General features: G+C 66.9%; 12 protein-coding genes. 6 read left to right on the top strand and 6 right to left on the bottom strand.

Going from position 1 to position 14,632, the window contains the following annotated elements; all coding sequences use genetic code 11:
• Positions 1 to 91: 91 nt before the first annotated feature.
• The 6 genes from JOE48_RS10505 (at position 92) to JOE48_RS10480 (ending at position 7,014) form a co-directional block, all read left to right on the top strand.
• On the top strand, positions 92 to 1,606 hold the full coding sequence (locus JOE48_RS10505; protein WP_210029661.1) for a UbiA family prenyltransferase: 1,515 nt from the start codon (positions 92 to 94) through the stop codon (positions 1,604 to 1,606).
• 55 nt (positions 1,607 to 1,661) lie between these two features.
• Complete coding sequence (locus JOE48_RS10500) at positions 1,662 to 2,984, top strand: FAD-binding oxidoreductase (protein WP_210029659.1); 1,323 nt, start codon at positions 1,662 to 1,664, stop codon at positions 2,982 to 2,984.
• A 67-nt stretch (positions 2,985 to 3,051) separates the two neighbouring features.
• Positions 3,052 to 3,795, top strand: coding sequence for an SDR family oxidoreductase (locus JOE48_RS10495; RefSeq protein ID WP_210029657.1), 744 nt, complete (start codon positions 3,052 to 3,054; stop codon positions 3,793 to 3,795).
• Positions 3,795 to 5,150, top strand: coding sequence for a hypothetical protein (locus JOE48_RS10490; RefSeq protein ID WP_210029656.1), 1,356 nt, complete (start codon positions 3,795 to 3,797; stop codon positions 5,148 to 5,150). The genes JOE48_RS10495 and JOE48_RS10490 overlap by 1 nt, the downstream gene beginning before the upstream one ends.
• On the top strand, positions 5,147 to 6,472 hold the full coding sequence (locus JOE48_RS10485) for an acyltransferase (RefSeq protein ID WP_312893160.1): 1,326 nt from the start codon (positions 5,147 to 5,149) through the stop codon (positions 6,470 to 6,472). Before JOE48_RS10490 ends, JOE48_RS10485 begins: the two co-directional genes overlap by 4 nt.
• Positions 6,473 to 6,573: 101 nt before the next feature.
• A complete protein-coding gene (locus tag JOE48_RS10480) occupies positions 6,574 to 7,014 on the top strand; it encodes a GtrA family protein (protein WP_210029654.1) in 441 nt (146 codons plus the stop codon).
• Positions 7,015 to 7,148: 134 nt separating this feature from the next.
• Here the strand turns inward: JOE48_RS10480 and JOE48_RS10475 are convergent, their stop codons facing one another.
• The 6 genes from JOE48_RS10475 to JOE48_RS10450 form a co-directional block, all read right to left on the bottom strand.
• Complete coding sequence (locus JOE48_RS10475; RefSeq protein WP_210029653.1) at positions 7,149 to 7,373, bottom strand: hypothetical protein; 225 nt, start codon at positions 7,371 to 7,373, stop codon at positions 7,149 to 7,151.
• 589 nt (positions 7,374 to 7,962) lie between these two features.
• A complete protein-coding gene (locus JOE48_RS10470) occupies positions 7,963 to 9,495 on the bottom strand; it encodes an exopolysaccharide biosynthesis polyprenyl glycosylphosphotransferase (RefSeq protein WP_210029652.1) in 1,533 nt (510 codons plus the stop codon).
• Positions 9,496 to 9,881: 386 nt separating this feature from the next.
• Positions 9,882 to 10,613 carry a hypothetical protein gene (locus JOE48_RS10465; protein ID WP_210029650.1) on the bottom strand — a complete coding sequence of 244 codons (732 nt, stop codon included), beginning with the start codon at positions 10,611 to 10,613 and terminating at the stop codon, positions 9,882 to 9,884.
• A gap of 268 nt (positions 10,614 to 10,881) precedes the next feature.
• Positions 10,882 to 11,661 (bottom strand): winged helix-turn-helix domain-containing protein, encoded by a 780-nt coding sequence (locus JOE48_RS10460; RefSeq protein ID WP_312893159.1) that lies wholly within the window; start codon positions 11,659 to 11,661, stop codon positions 10,882 to 10,884.
• A gap of 248 nt (positions 11,662 to 11,909) precedes the next feature.
• Entirely contained in the window at positions 11,910 to 13,472 is a 1,563-nt protein-coding gene (locus tag JOE48_RS10455; protein WP_210029648.1) for an oligosaccharide flippase family protein, read from the bottom strand.
• The gene (locus JOE48_RS10450; RefSeq protein WP_210029647.1) at positions 13,459 to 14,628 is read right to left on the bottom strand and encodes a glycosyltransferase; all 1,170 of its coding nucleotides are present in this window, start codon (positions 14,626 to 14,628) and stop codon (positions 13,459 to 13,461) included. Before JOE48_RS10450 ends, JOE48_RS10455 begins: the two co-directional genes overlap by 14 nt.
• Positions 14,629 to 14,632: the final 4 nt, after the last annotated feature.

Here is a 14,632-nt window from a genome sequence, read left to right as displayed (position 1 = left end):
CTATTCAGTGACCGAAGAGAGATGGTTGAAAGCAGTCGAGAGGCCGCTTTTTCATCTTCTTGCCAGCATCGTAGCGTGGAGATCCGGCAACGTGAGTAGTTTGCCCTCACTGCTCGACGACGTCGATGCGATCATCGAGCTTCCGAGCGGCCCGGTTGCGGCTGCCGATCGCGCGGCCTTCTCTGGCGTCGCCCCGACCGAGATCCCCCTCGTGGTCGATCTCGACGGCACGCTGATCCACTCGGACCTGCTCGTCGAATCCTTCCTCGCCCTTGCGGCGAGCCGACCCCTGCGGGCGGCCTCCGCGCTCCTGAGCCTGCGCAGCGGCAAAGGTGCCCTCAAGGCACGCCTCGTCGACGAGTTGCGGCTCGATATCGGGGGCATTCCTCTGAACGAAGCCGTTGTCGCGCGGATCCGCGCGGAGAAGGCCGCGGGCCGGCAGATTTATCTCGCTTCCGCGTCCGACATCCGCCTCGTCGAGGCCATGAGTGCCCGGGTCGGGCTGTTCGACGGCGTGCTCGGTTCCTCGGGAGGCGTGAACCTCTCGGGTCGCGCCAAGGCCGATGCCCTGTGCCGCCGCTTCGGCGAGCGGCGCTTCGACTACATCGGCGGCTCGAGCGTCGATCTCCACGTCTGGGGCCGCTGCCGGCAGGCGCTGATGGCCGGGGGGACCGATCGGCTGTTCCGCAAGCTGAAGATGCTCAGCCCGGACGCCGTGTCCCTCGACGCGGGGACGACCCCGTGGCGCGATTACCTGCGCGCCCTGCGCCCGCACCAGTGGCTCAAGAACATCCTCGTCTTCGCGCCCGCTCTGGCCGCCCATGCCGGATGGCCCACGCTGATGCTCTGCGTGCTGGCGTTCTGGAGCTTCAGCTTCTGTGCCTCCGCCGTTTATGTCCTGAACGACCTCCTCGATCTGCGGTCGGATCGGGCGCACCCCCGGAAATGCCGTCGCCCGTTCGCCTCCGGGCGCGTCCCCCTCGTCCACGGGGCCGCCATGATCCCGGCGCTCCTGTCCGCATCCGTCCTGATGGCGGCGGCGCTGCCGCCGGAATTCCTGCTGGTCCTCGGCGGCTACTTCACCCTGACGACGGTCTACTCCCTGTATCTCAAGCGGAAGATGGTCGCGGACGTCGTCGCCCTGGCGGTCCTCTACGCCTGCCGCCTGGTCGGCGGCGCGGCCGCGGTCGGACTGACGCTCTCGCATTGGCTCCAGGCGCTGTCGATCTTCCTGTTCCTGTGCCTCGCCCTCGTGAAGCGCTGCGCGGAACTCGTCGACCGCGTGCAGGCCGGCAAGGGCGACCCGGCGGGCCGCGGCTACAAGCTGGATGATCTGCCGTCCCTGGAATCGATGGCCGCGGCGAGCGGTTACCTCACCGCCCTGGTCATGGCCCTCTACCTCAACAGCGACGCCGTCTCGGCGCTGTACCGCCACCCCGAGCGCATGTGGCTGATCTGTCTCGCGCTCCTGTTCTGGGTGAGCCGGATGATCCTGAAGACGCGCCGGGGCGAGATGGACGACGACCCGATCGTGTTCGCCCTGAAGGACAGGGTCAGCTTGGTGACGGGCCTCGCCTGCGCGGTGATCATCGCGGCGAGCATCTGAGCACCATGCCTATCCGTGCGACGACCGAGCCCGTAGCAGGTCAGGGACGCTTGCGATGATGCTGTCCGGCTGGGGCAACTACCCGCGCGTCGACTGCGCCGTCCTGCGTCCTCGGGACACCGAACAGGTGACGGACGCGATTGGCGCGCGCCCGACCCTGATTGCCCGCGGCGCAGGCCGGTCCTACGGCGACGCCGCGCTCAACCGCGCCGCGACCGTGGTGGTCACGCGGTTGAACCGCATCGCCTCCTTCGATCCGAGCTCCGGCGTCGTCACCTGCGAGGCCGGCACCACGCTGGACGAGCTGATCGAGGTGTTCCTGCCGCGGGGCTGGTTCCCCTGGGTCACGCCAGGCACGCGCTTCGTTACCGTGGGCGGCGCCATCGCCAGCGACGTTCACGGCAAGAATCATCACCTCGACGGGACCTTCGGCCGTCACGTGATCTCCATCGACCTCGCTTTGGCCGACGGCTCGGTGGTGCGCTGCAGCGACAACGAGAATCCGGATCTCTTCGCTGCGACGCAAGGCGGCATGGGCCTCACCGGCGTGATCCTGCGCGCCACCTTCCGGCTCCGGCCGGTGGAGACCGACCTCGTCGTGCAGCACACGACGCGGACCCAGGATCTGTCGCAGACGCTGCAGGCGCTGGAGGACGCCTCCGAGGCAACCTACTCGGTCGCGTGGGTCGACTGCCTCGCCCGCGGCCCCGCCCTTGGCCGCGGCGTCGTCTACCGGGGCGAGCATGCCACCCTGGGCGACCTGCCGCCGGACCGCGGCGGCCGCCCCTACGGCACGGCGTCCATCCGGAGCCGGACGGTCCCGGTCTCGCCCCCGAGCTTCGCCCTGAACCGCTACAGCATGGGCGCGCTCAATGCGGTCTACTACCGGCGCGCGAAGACGGGCCGCGCCCTGGTCTCGTACCAGACGTTCTTCTACCCGCTCGACGCGCTCCTGCGCTGGAACCGGATCTACGGGCGGCAGGGCTTCGTGCAGCACCAATGCGTGCTGCCTCTGGCCTCCTGCGCCGAGGCTCTGCGCGAATTGCTCACGATGATCGCCGCCCGCGGCACCGGCTCGTTCCTGGCGGTGCTGAAGCTGTGCGGGGAGGAGGCGCGTGGGCCGCTCTCGTTCCCGTTCCGGGGCTACACCCTGGCGCTGGATTTCCAGGCGACGGCCGGCAACTTCAGTTTGCTAACCGAACTCGACGACGTCGTGGCGGCCCATGGCGGGCGCCTCTACCTGGCCAAGGATGCCCGCGGCGGGGCCGGGCTCCTGCGCGACGGCTACCCGCGCCTCGATGAATTCTCCCGCACGCGCGACCGCTACGACCCGCGGCGGCGGTTTCGATCCGTTCAGTCAGAGAGGCTCGGGCTATGACACCGATGATCGCCGACCGCGCCCCGCTCAGGACCGGGCTTCAACGCCAGCATCCGGGAGCATCGGCATGAGCGCGGACCTGTCCCCGGTCCTGATCGTCGGCGCGACGTCCGATATCGGACTCGCCCTGGCGCACGAATACGCCAAGCGCGGCGCGGCCCTGATCCTGGCCGCGCGCCAGCCCGACCGCCTCGAAGCCGACCTCCTCGATCTTCAGAACCGCTACGGCGTGAGCGCGCGATCCATCGCGCTCGATCTCTTGGACGCAGACAGCCGCGCGCGGTTTCTCGACGCGCTGCCCGTTGTGCCCGGGACCGTGATCTCGGTGGCGGGGCTGCTGGGCGAGCAGGAGCGGTCGGAGAGCGACGCGGCGCTCGCCGAGGCCGTGATGACGACGAATTACGTGGCACCGGCGCTCATCCTCTCGGCCCTGGCCAACCGGATGCTGGGACGGGGATCGGGCACGATCATCGGCGTCAGCTCCGTCGCCGGGGATCGCGGGCGCGCCTCCAACTACCTGTACGGCTCGGCCAAGGCCGGGTTCAGCGCATTCCTGTCGGGCTTGCGCGCCCGGCTGCGGGCGCGCGGCATCCACGTGCTGACCGTGAAGCCGGGCTTCGTCGATACCCGGATGACGAGCGGAATGAAGCTGCCGGCGGTGCTCACGGCCTCGCCGACGCAGGTCGCCCAGGAGATCGTCCGCGCCCATCTCGGTCGGCGATCGGTGATCTACACCCTCGGCCGCTGGCGCTGGATCATGCTGCCGATCCGGCTGCTGCCCGAACCCCTCTTCATGCGGCTGAAGTTCTGATGGGCGCCTCGTCGACGCTTCCGGCCCCCGGAATGGCCCGCGCCGGGCGCGGATGGCGCGAGACGGACTTGGTCCTGCTCGGGCTGCTCTTCTCGGCCGCCCTCGCGCTCCTCGCACGGGACGGGATCCTGTCGAGCGGGGTGACCTACTCGGACGAGACCGAGCATCTGCGCCGGACGATGATCTTCGCCCGGATCTGGCGGGGCGAATTGAGTCCGGACCTCATCGCTTCCGCCTATGGCGGCGGCATCTGGCCACCGCTCTACCCGGCCCTGATGGGCGGCCTCGAAGCCGCGACCGGCCTCGGCGTGACCGGGCTGCGGCTGGTCAATGTCGGGTTGGTCTTCTCGGGCTTTGCCGCCTTCACGCGGAGCATCGACGATCTGCGGTTGCGGATCCTCTCGCTCGTCGTGCCGGCCTGCTTCCTGGTAGGGACCACAACCTATTTCCAGATCCGGCCGGAAAACCTGGCGATCCTTCTGGTCGGCCTCGCGTGTCACACCCTCGTGCGGGGGCGCCTGTTCCATTCCGCCAGGCCTGATCCGGCGCGGCCGCTGGGCTACGCGGCACTCGGTGTCCTGGCCGGACTGACCTGCCTCACGCACGCCGTCTTCGCGCTCTGCGCCGCGTACCTGTCGGTGCTCGCCATCCTCGATCTCCGGCGTCGCTGGATGTTCGTCGCCGCCTTCCTGGCCGTCGCCGGGCCCTATTTCGTCGTCCAGAACACCCTGCACACCGGCCTGGTGCTGTTCGCCACGACCGCCGAGGAGAATCTCGCCCGCAACAACAATCCGTACCTGAACAGCCATCCCCGCGGGGTCGCCGACGAACTGCTGTTCGCCGAGATGGAGCGCCGGTACGCCGCCGGAGACCGGGTCGCCTATCCCAAGCCGCGCGTGGTGCCCGATAACCGCTACGAGCAGTGGCTGCATGACGAGAACAAGCGTCGGATCTTCAAGGCGATCGCCCTCGACGAGATCCGCATGGACCCGGCTAGCGCCCTCAAGCGCCTGGGCGAGCGCGTCGTGGGTCTATTGTCCGGCGACGCCTGCCTGGATGATGGCCGCTACGGGTGCTTGGTGTCCGCCGGCGTCGATCGTGCAGCCTACGCGGTGTTGGTCGCCCTGGGGCTCGTCGGCCTGTTCGCCGCCGGCCGGACCGAGCTGCGCCGCCCCGGCGCGCTCTCGTTCCTCGCTCTCTGCGGCGTGCTCCTCATCCCGATGGTGCTGACGCAGGGACTCGTTCGACACTTCGTGATCGTGCTGCTCATCGGGGCCTATGGCGGCCTCGTTCGGCTGGGCGAGAGCGGACCCGCCCGCCCAGCCGCGCCCGGCGATCTGAGGCATCGGGCGTGAGGCGGCCATGGTCGAACGGCTCAGGCGCCAGCCGGCGAGAGCCAGCCGCAAGCCAGCCAGGCGCACAGGACGCCGTCACCGCGTCCCGTCCGGAGCAACGTGTCGACGCGGTTGACGACCTCCGGTTTGCGGCCCTGGACGGCTGGAGAGGCACGGCCGCACTCGTGGTCTGCCTGTATCACCTTGGCGTCCTGGGCACGTTCTACGACGTATCCCTTGTCCGAAACGGGGGCTATTTCGTCGAATTCTTCTTCGTGCTCAGCGGCTTCGTGCTCGCGCACGCCTATGCCAGCGCGCTCCGTGACCGGATCTCGTTGGCGGCCTTCATCGTCCGGCGGGTCGGTCGCCTCTGGCCCCTTCACGCGTTCACGCTGAGCCTCCTCGTCGCCTACGAGGTCGCCAAATGGTCGGCGCTGCGCTACGCCGATCTGCGTGCCGGTGAAGGTGCCTTCGTCGGCGAGACCGGATTGCACGCGCTGGTCCTGAACACGTTCCTGCTTCACGGCCTGGGCACCTTCTCGATGCCCACCTGGAATGTCCCGAGCTGGAGTATCAGCGCCGAGTTTTTCACCTATCTGCTGTTCGGTTGGATCTGCTTCCGGGTCTACGGCCGCCTGAGCCTTGCGGCTCTGGCTATCGCGCTGATGGCCGGTGCGCTCGCGGCCTTCCTCCTGCAGGTGCAGGGCGCCGCGTGGCTGCGGGCCGCCTTTCCGGTCTGCGTTTGCAATTTCTTCCTCGGCGTCGCCGCATACGGCGCCTTCCGTCAGATCCGTAGCCGTGTGCGCCTGCCCTGGGCCTATCTCGAGATCGTGGCGCTCGCGCTGATCGGTCTCGCCTTCGAGTTCGCGTGGCTGCACGAACTGGTGATCGTGCTTCCCTTGCTGTTTGCCGGCATCATCATTGTCTTTGCCTTCGAAGAAGGCCAGGTCTCGCGCGTGCTCTGCACGGGGATCTTCCAGCAACTCGGGAAGATCTCCTACTCGATCTACCTGGTTCATTTCGTGATTCTCACCGGGCTCAATGGCGGATCGCGAGTCCTCGAACAGATTCTGCATCGGAAGTTGCGCATCGGCATGGACGTCGCAGGGAGGCCCGTCGACGTGCTGGCTGTCGGCCCACTCTGGGCGGGTGATCTCGTTGCCCTCTGTTACATCGCCGCCGTCGTCGGCGTCGCAACCGGGACGTACCACTTCGTGGAGCGCCCCTGGCAGAAACGGTTCGACGCCTGGGCTTTTCGAATGCAGCAGGCGCGTCGCCTGACCGCCCGCGTCGGCCAAGGCCGCTGCCCGCGAAGCGCTGAAGATGCCCGCTCCTACCCTTGATCGGGCATCCGGCCGGTCTCGCCCTTGAGCCGGATCTCACTGTAAGCGCCCGCGGCGCTCGAACGCGCGGCGCATTTTGGAAAGCCAGAAAGGAAATGCAGATGCCCCCCGATCGCATGTCCCTGATGCTGCGCTACGCGGGGTTCGCGCTGCTCTCGATCGCGATCAACTGGCTGATGCAATTCTGCATGCTCCGGGCGGTGCCGGGCGCCGGGGCCATCTATGCGGCTCTGATCGCCGGAACGGGGGCCGGGTTCGGCGCGAAGTACCTGCTCGACAGGAACTACATCTTCTATCACACCTCGTCCGGTGCGGCGCAGGAGATCTGGGTCATGGCCCTCTATCTCGGGACCAGCGTGCTCATGACCGGCCTGTACCTCACGTCGCAGGGCTTGGTATATTACAAATACGGCGAGTGCGGGCTTTATTACGTCACAGGTACTTTGGTGCTGATCTGTGGGTATACAACCAAATTTATCCTCGACGGATATTTCGTTTTCAAACCGACATTGCGGAGTAGCGCGTCGGGCGCGCCGATCTGAATCAACCAAGATGCGGTTTGACCCAATGCTCTGGGAAGCGACCGCTGCCTTCCACCGGATGAACCGGGAAAGTCGCGGAGCGCCGTCCTGATGCGGTATGGCATCCGGCCGCGTGGTCAGCGCGGCGCGTCCCCCTAATCGACGCGTGGGACCTCGATCGCTTCGACGGACTCCACGTCGGCGCGGATCCGCTCCCCATCTGCAAGATGGAGCGTGACGCGGTGCCCGCTGATCCCGAGACGGTCGCACGCGAAGGTCTTGCCGCTCGCCATGTGCACGATCGGTTGGAGGCGGCGCGCGTCATTCGCTTCGAGGGCGCTGATCCAGTCGGCCATCTCGCGGAACGTCGCTTCTCTCATCGTCCAACCTCATCAGGGTGACCGGCCGGAGCACGAAACCGTCGGTCGAGCCGCCCCTCTGGACGGTCTATCAGTCACCGGGCGGATGGAAGATACAGTCAAGCCTGCACCGGAAGATTTTCACGATGCGGTGACAATGACGCACGCTGGTGCATAGCGTCCAGCGTGGGGTCGCGGACGCCGTCGCGTGTCGCCTGAGCGGCGGCTGGGCGGGGGGCTGGTAGACGCGGGATGTCCGGCTGATGCGCAAGAGGTCGAGACGCGCACCGGCGGGGTCGCGCGCGTCAGGATCCGGAGGTCGACCGTCAGCCTGAGAACCGGGCCTGCCTGGGTAGGCGGTCGCGAAGCGCGCGCGTCGTCGAATCTCGCTGGGATCGGATCATCCCCTCCGCGGCCTGATCGTGAGGTGCGGCGAAGCCGCCTGAAGGAGCCATCCCGCCGGCCGCGCGATCCCTGAAGCCTTGCTTCGAGACCTCCGCTCCGATCGGCTCCTCAGGATGAGGGCCGGGATGGGACAGACGCTCTTTGTCGCGGCTCGCCAGCACGCGCCGCGCTCGCGCAGCGTGTCGCAATCCGAACGGCCGCGGCTCTAGCGCGCATTCCGGTAGGCCCGCGACGAGAAGACGGTCGTCAGGATGATACGGACATCGAGAAGTAACGACCAATGATCGATGTAGTATAGATCGTGCTCGACGCGCGCGCGCATCTTGTCGTCGGTGTCCGTCTCACCGCGAAGCCCGTGGATCTGGGCCCATCCTGTGAGACCCGGCTTGATGTTATGGCGGCGCGCATAGGCCGGGATCTTGCTCTCGTACTCCCAGTCGTGCGCCAGGGCGTGCGGACGAGGCCCCACGAGCGACATGTCTCCGCGCAGCACGTCGAACAATTGCGGCAACTCGTCGAGGTTCGTCCGACGCAGGATGGCGCCCACCTTGGTGATGCGACTGTCATTGAGCGTGGCCTGACGGATGACCGGGCCATCGTCCAGGGTATTCATGGTGCGGAACTTGGTGATCCGGAACGGCCGCTGATTATACCCGTGACGCTTCTGCCGGAAGAACACCGGACCTTTGGTGTCCAGCTTGATCGCCACGGCTACGAGGATCATCAGCGGCGTGAGGGTCACGATGCCGGCGAGGGCGGTGACGATGTCGAACACGCGCTTCGCCACCTGATCCAGGGCGGAAAGCGGCGGTCGACAGAGCTTGACCGCGCTGTTCCAGCCGAACCGCCGGACTTCGATCGTTTGCGGATCGAAGAGTTCCTGATCGAGGACGAGATTGAGTCCGACCGGCAGATGCGTGCAGCCGCGCACGATGTGATGGACGAGCTCGCGCGCCTGTTCCGGCAGGAGGATCACCACTTCCTCGACGGCGGCCCCGCGCAGGGCGGAGATCCGGTTCGCGACGATGCCGCGCAGTTCATCCTCATCTGCGACGCCTGAGGGGCAGACGGCCCAATCCGGCAGCTCGAAGGCCGTGAACCGGACGGCGATCCGGTCCGGCTGTTTGATCCTGAAGGCGGCGATCGACTGGGCGGTGCCGATCAGGCCGATTCGCTGTGCCTCCAGGTAGCCGGTTCGGACGGCGGCCTCGATCAGCCGCGCGGCCGCGGCCCGTCCGAGGAGCAGGCCGCCGCAGCCGGCAGCATATTGCGTGACCAGGCTGCCGCGCGAGTAGAAATCGGTGAAGTGGGTCAGGAACAGAAGGCAGACGAGGACGGAGAAAGCGCTGTTAAAGCTGAAGAAGGCCTTGCGTGTGAGCTTGCCCTCGTCGCCCTGCTGCTCGACGCTGTAGCCCCCGTCGAGGACCATTGCCACGACGGTTGCGGCCGCGAGGCCGAGCGACACGAGGATATAGATCTCGATGTCGCGCAGCTGACCCGCCAGCGCCCACTGGTACCCAATCGCGCCGAGAAAGGCACTTCCACTGACCAGGAGGAGGTCGATGGCTGCCAGAATGACGAAAAGGTCCTTCGACAGGAGGCGGAGGCTCGGATTCCGCGCTTTGGCGGCGGCGGCCGTCAGACCCTCGGGCGTACGGCCGCCCAGCCCAGCTCCTGGAAGGGCCGCGCCCGCAAGTCCGGGCCCCGGGAATGTCGTTTCGGCCTGCAGGCTCGCCATAAATGTCTCCAACGGCGATCGACATCGATCCTTGATAGGGACGTCGCACGTCGCCCCCGGGAGCGGCTGCGCTGCAGTCGCAGGTTTGAGGCGCCACGGCCGCGATCGTGCCGTTGGCGGGTCTCCTCTCGCCGATGGCAGGAAGGCGGGCCTGCGCACGACAGGCCGGAGGCGCTCAGTCCGGCCGGTCCGATGACCGACGCGATCCCCTCAGCGGCAAGAATTGTGATCGAGCAGTGCCATAAGGTGGTCGAGGCCTAAATCATCAACTCTCGACAGAAGTTTAGGGCGGAATTAGCGGGGTGGATTGACAAATCTCAAGCTATTGCGTGCCCTGAGCGAGGTTGTATCGGTCCGTGCTGAAGCCTGCTTTCGGACTTCGAAAGTCAGAGCCGCGGCTCAACGGTCGGCGCTGAATCGCTCACGAATTTGAGCATGATCCGATCCCGCTCCACCTTTGCGCCCCTATGGACCAGATCCAGATAGTATTGCGCATAAGGAAAGAACCGTAGCTGCGGATCCGGATATTTGCCCCAGACCAAATCTGTCTTGCTGTCCGAGGTTGGTAGGCCGTACTTGCCGATCAGGGCCTTTCGGAAAATTTGAAGGGAGGCGTCGTTAACCGACCCGTCCTGCTCGGTCGAAACTTGGTAGATGATCATCCGCCCCGGATGATCGGGAAGATCTTCCACGAAGTTGACACTGACGCGGCGTTCCTGCTCGCGCCAGTTGAGCGAGCCGATACAATTCCGCTCCACCGCCCGTGTGTTGACCACCCCCCGCTTGCGCGCCTCACGCCATTCTCGCTCGTAGGCGATGACGTCCGCGGCACATTCCTTCAAGGAGACGTTGCGCTCCGTCGCGTGGGCGCACTCCATGATGTGCTGCGTGTCCTCCAGGGTCATGCCAAGTTTGAGGCCCCCGATATCGAAACCACCGACGTCCGATGGCCTGACGGACGGTCCGCGGTCCACCTCACAGACCGGCTGGTTGGCGTGCGGCTGCTCGGGCGTGGCAGGCTCGGGGGCGATCTCCACCCGGGCTGGATCGGCCAGGAGCACGGCGCCCACAATCCCGCCACCGAGGAGCACGATCAAAAGGTAAACGACCAGACGCATCGCCCTCGGCTGCCCCTTAAGTCCCTGTTACCGTAAAAAATCGTCGATCGGATTCGACGGGCGCGGTCGAAGACAGGACGGAGCCGAAAGCCCATCTCAGGTCATCGGAGACGGGCTCGAGCGCTGGATCGGCGGCGCTTCACGCTGACCTTTCCGACGGGCCGAGGGATCATGCAGAGGTCCGGTGCAGCGCCCCTCGCCGGACCGGAGCGGAAAAGGAGGGAACGCGGATCCGATGTGGCAGAACGCTCGACCAGGAGCGCCTGCCTCAGCATGGCTGTGACTTTTCGGCCCGGCGGTAGAGGCTCGTGTCTCTGTCCATGGCCGGCACGGCACAGATACGCGCGCTTGCGTAGGAGAGACGGGAGGCGAAGACATAGCCTGCGCCGCGGACGGATTTGATCAGCTGCGGGTTCTTCGGGTCGATCTCGATCTTCTTGCGCAGTCGGACGATCTGCGCATCCACGACCCTATCGAGACCGTTCCATTCGCGTCCGCGCGTGAGATCCATGAGCTGATTGCGGGTCAGAACTTGCCCCGGATGCTCGACGAAGACTTTGAGGAGCTCATACTCGCCAGAGGTCAGAACGATGTCATGGCCCAGGGGCGAGGTGAGCTTGCGCCGACTCGGATTGAACTGCCACCCGTCGAAGGAGAAGACCTGCTCGCCCGTGCTGCTGGCCGGCATCGTGGGCTGAACGCGTCTCAGGATGCTCTTCATCCGGGCGATGAGTTCACGGATATGGAAGGGCTTCAGGACGTAGTCGTCCGCACCGATCTCCAATCCGACGATGCGGTCGATGACGTCCGTGCGACCCGCCAGCATGATCAGCCCGACCTTCCAGGACAGGCTTCTGATTTCCCGTGCGAGCTGCAATCCGTCGATGTCGGGCAGTACGAGGTCGAGGAGGATGAGATCGATCCCGTCATGCGCCAGGCACTGGTGCATGCCTGCCGCTCCGCTCGTGTCTCGGACGCTGAATCCCTCCAGCGCGAGTTGCCGCGCGAGGGCCGAGCGACTCTCATCGTCGGGATCGACGATCAGCACGCGGTGTGCTCCAGGCAGCACGCTTCGCAGCAACCAACGTCTCCCGACGCAGGCGAGGCACATCTCGCTATGGCTATCTAAATAGCACGTGTATTCGTCCGTTAATAGCATCATATGTGAGATTCCGTCTGCAAGATTTCAATCAATGCGCCGACGGGCTCTGTCGCCACGGTGTTCGACTCGACTCTGTCTGCCGATGGATTGATTTGACGGCCTCCGACGTGCCGGTTCCAGAGGGCGTGTTCTCCTCAGCCCGCCGATGGCATCGGCCGCTGGCGGATGGAGCGGAGCTTCGACGAGACATGGTCGCACACCCGCGTCCGCAGGGCTGCCATATCGCTTCCAAGGGCCCGACGGGGCGTTGCGAAAAACAGAATCAGGCAGGCGAGGACCAATCCCGCGCCACCTGTGACCTGCGCCGGCCAGAAGCCGAGCGGGCTCGCGGCCCAGCTCAGCAGCAGGTCGAGGCTCGCGGCCGAACTCGCCCAGGCTGCGGCCGTCGCGTGCATCCGCATGATCTGAGGTCCGGATAGGCCCAGGCGGCTTGAGACGGCCCTCAGCGACAGACAATAGTAAAGCGTCGTTGCCGCAGTCACTGCCCCGGCCACGCCGTCGAGTCCGAGTGGAGTGACGCAGAGGGACAGTCCAACAATGGTCGTCAGGTAGAAGAGCTGCCGACCGGCGACCGGCCAGAACGCGCCTTTCGCCATCAGCAGGGAATCCGAGATCTTGTAGCTGATCCGCGGAAGCAGCCCCAGGGCGAGAAGCTGAAGCACCGGGATCGATTGCCCCCAGTCCGGCCCCAGGAGGATCCGGACGGCCGCCTCGGCGTGGAGGACGAGGGCAACGCTGGCGATCGCGAAGGCCGGCAGGCTCGCGGCCATCGCGCGCGAGAAGGCTTCGACTTGGCGGTTGGGCTCGTCGGCCATCGCCGCGAAAGTCGGGAGGAGCACGCGGGACAGACTCGATCCGAGCACGTCCTTGGCGAAATTGACCAGGGTGGCGCCCCGCGAGAACAGACCGAGCGCGTGCGCGCCGAACAGCGTCCCGACGAGAAAGTTGGGACTGCTCAGGGCCGCCCAGTTGATGACCTGCATGACCGTGCCGGCGTAGCTCGCCTTCGCCAGGTCCCGCGCGGCCGCGAGCGGAGGCCGACGAAACCTGGGGATATGTGCGGCGCGCGCGGTCAGGGCCGCTTCCAGGATGGTCGCCGCGAGAAGTCCGATCAGCAGGGCCTGGATCTGAAAACCGGCCCAGGCCAGGGCGAGGGCGGGCAGCACGTTGCCGAACAGATTGCTCTGAAGGGCGATGATCGTGTTGTCGCGGAAGCGCCCTTCGCGCTGGAGGATGGCGGACAGGACCGAGATCCAGGCGCGGAACGGCATCGTGAGCGAGGCGAAGACCACGACCAGGTCCGGGATGATCTCTCGGCCTGCCAGCGCCTGCCCGACCTGCGCGATGGCCACGAGACCCGCGGAGAGGACGAGGGCGACGCCGGTCGCCAGGAGGAGGGCCATATGGACGTGGGCCGTCGCGATCTGGGCACGCTGCACGAGGGGCACCGCGACGCCGCCCTCGACCACCTGCCCAGCGAGGTTGGCGATGACCGCAACGAGAATCATCAAACCGAAATCCGCCGGCGACAGGATCCGCGCGAGGACCGCCGTCGACACGAGGGACAGCATCATGCCGAGCATCCGCGCGGCGGCGAGCCAGCCCACCCCGCGCAGCACGCCGCGTGATGACACGCCGGCATGGACGAAGGACCGTGCGGAGGGCCCCGTCGCGGATCGGGGCTCAGGCTCTGCCATGGTTTCCCCCGAACAGCCCGGACGCGGTGGGGCCGGCCGCGCTCTGCGCCAGCGTGCGTGTCAGCGAGTCGTAGACGGCGACGGCCGCCACCGTGCCGTAGGTATCGGCGATCCGCTCGGCCGCCGCTTCGCCCAGCGCGCGGCGTCGCCCGGCATCCGCGAGCAGGCCTGAAATCTGCCGGGCGACATCGTTCGGCGTCGGCGGCACCGGCGCGCGGATCGCGTCGAGCCCGTCGCGGGCATATTCGCGCACGCCGCCGACGGGACTCGCGATGACCGGCAGCCCGACCATCATCGCTTCGGCCACGACGATGCAGAACCCTTCCTCATCGCTCAGATGCACGCACAGATCGTGCTCCCGCGCCGCCTCGTGCCAGCGGGGCTGGAAGCCCGCGAAGGTGACGCTCGCGCCGAGCCCGAGAGACTCCGCCAGCTGCATCAGCCGCGGACGGTCCGGACCGTCGCCGAAGATCGTCAGGGTGCAGTCATGGCCGTCCCGGCGGAGTCGGGTCAGGGCTTGCAGCAGCACGTCCACGCGCTTGCGCGGAATGAGCCGCCCGGCGGTCACGATCCGCGCGGGCGTGCCGAGCCGGTAATCCGTCTTCCGCGGTGCCTGCGCATCCGCGACGAACAAGGGCACCACCCGCTCCCGGGGACGACCGCGATGATAGCGCCGCGCGCCCTCCAGGGTGACGCGGCAATCGGCCCAGACCTCGTCGACGCGCGGGGAGAGCAGCCACAGCAGGGCCGCGTAGAGGGCCGTCAGCCGCCCGGCCTCCAGCTTGGCGATGTGCTCGAAGGCGATACAGCGGACCGCGCGGTGATCGAGCAGCGCGAGGCGCCCGACGATGTTGGTCTGCCGGAGCGACAGGACCACCGTGTGCGGTCGGAAGGTGCGAAGCGTCGCGCGCAGGGTCCGGAAGCCGCGCCAGAGGCCGGCGAGCGTCAGCTTCGGGCCGTCCGAGGCGAGGACGAGGTTTTCCGGGCCCACGAGGCGCTCGATCGCCGCACGCAGCTCGGGCGCGCCCTCATGCAAGCCGATGACGCGGACGTCGCAGCCTTTGAGAAAGCCATGCTCCAGCATGGTCTGAAGGCCGATCTCGGCGCCGCCCTTGTTGAACCCGTTGATGACGTAGAGCACGCGACACGGCGACATCGTC

The sequence above is a fragment of the Methylobacterium sp. PvR107 genome (assembly GCF_017833295.1).
In the GTDB taxonomy this organism is placed as follows: domain Bacteria; phylum Pseudomonadota; class Alphaproteobacteria; order Rhizobiales; family Beijerinckiaceae; genus Methylobacterium.
Note: the sequence above shows the minus strand (reverse complement) of the source record. Positions and strands in the feature narration are given on the sequence as shown.

Excerpts from the sequence above, each read along its gene's own strand:
- JOE48_RS10500 (WP_210029659.1), top strand. The coding sequence starts at position 1,662 with ATGATGCTGTCCGGCTGGGGCAACTACCCGCGCGTCGACTGCGCCGTC.
- JOE48_RS10495 (WP_210029657.1), top strand. The coding sequence starts at position 3,052 with ATGAGCGCGGACCTGTCCCCGGTCCTGATCGTCGGCGCGACGTCCGAT.
- JOE48_RS10490 (WP_210029656.1), top strand. The coding sequence starts at position 3,795 with ATGGGCGCCTCGTCGACGCTTCCGGCCCCCGGAATGGCCCGCGCCGGG.
- JOE48_RS10480 (WP_210029654.1), top strand. The coding sequence starts at position 6,574 with ATGCCCCCCGATCGCATGTCCCTGATGCTGCGCTACGCGGGGTTCGCG.
- JOE48_RS10475 (WP_210029653.1), bottom strand. The coding sequence starts at position 7,373 with ATGAGAGAAGCGACGTTCCGCGAGATGGCCGACTGGATCAGCGCCCTC.
- JOE48_RS10470 (WP_210029652.1), bottom strand. The coding sequence starts at position 9,495 with ATGGCGAGCCTGCAGGCCGAAACGACATTCCCGGGGCCCGGACTTGCG.
- JOE48_RS10465 (WP_210029650.1), bottom strand. The coding sequence starts at position 10,613 with ATGCGTCTGGTCGTTTACCTTTTGATCGTGCTCCTCGGTGGCGGGATT.
- JOE48_RS10455 (WP_210029648.1), bottom strand. The coding sequence starts at position 13,472 with ATGGCAGAGCCTGAGCCCCGATCCGCGACGGGGCCCTCCGCACGGTCC.
- JOE48_RS10450 (WP_210029647.1), bottom strand. The coding sequence starts at position 14,628 with ATGTCGCCGTGTCGCGTGCTCTACGTCATCAACGGGTTCAACAAGGGC.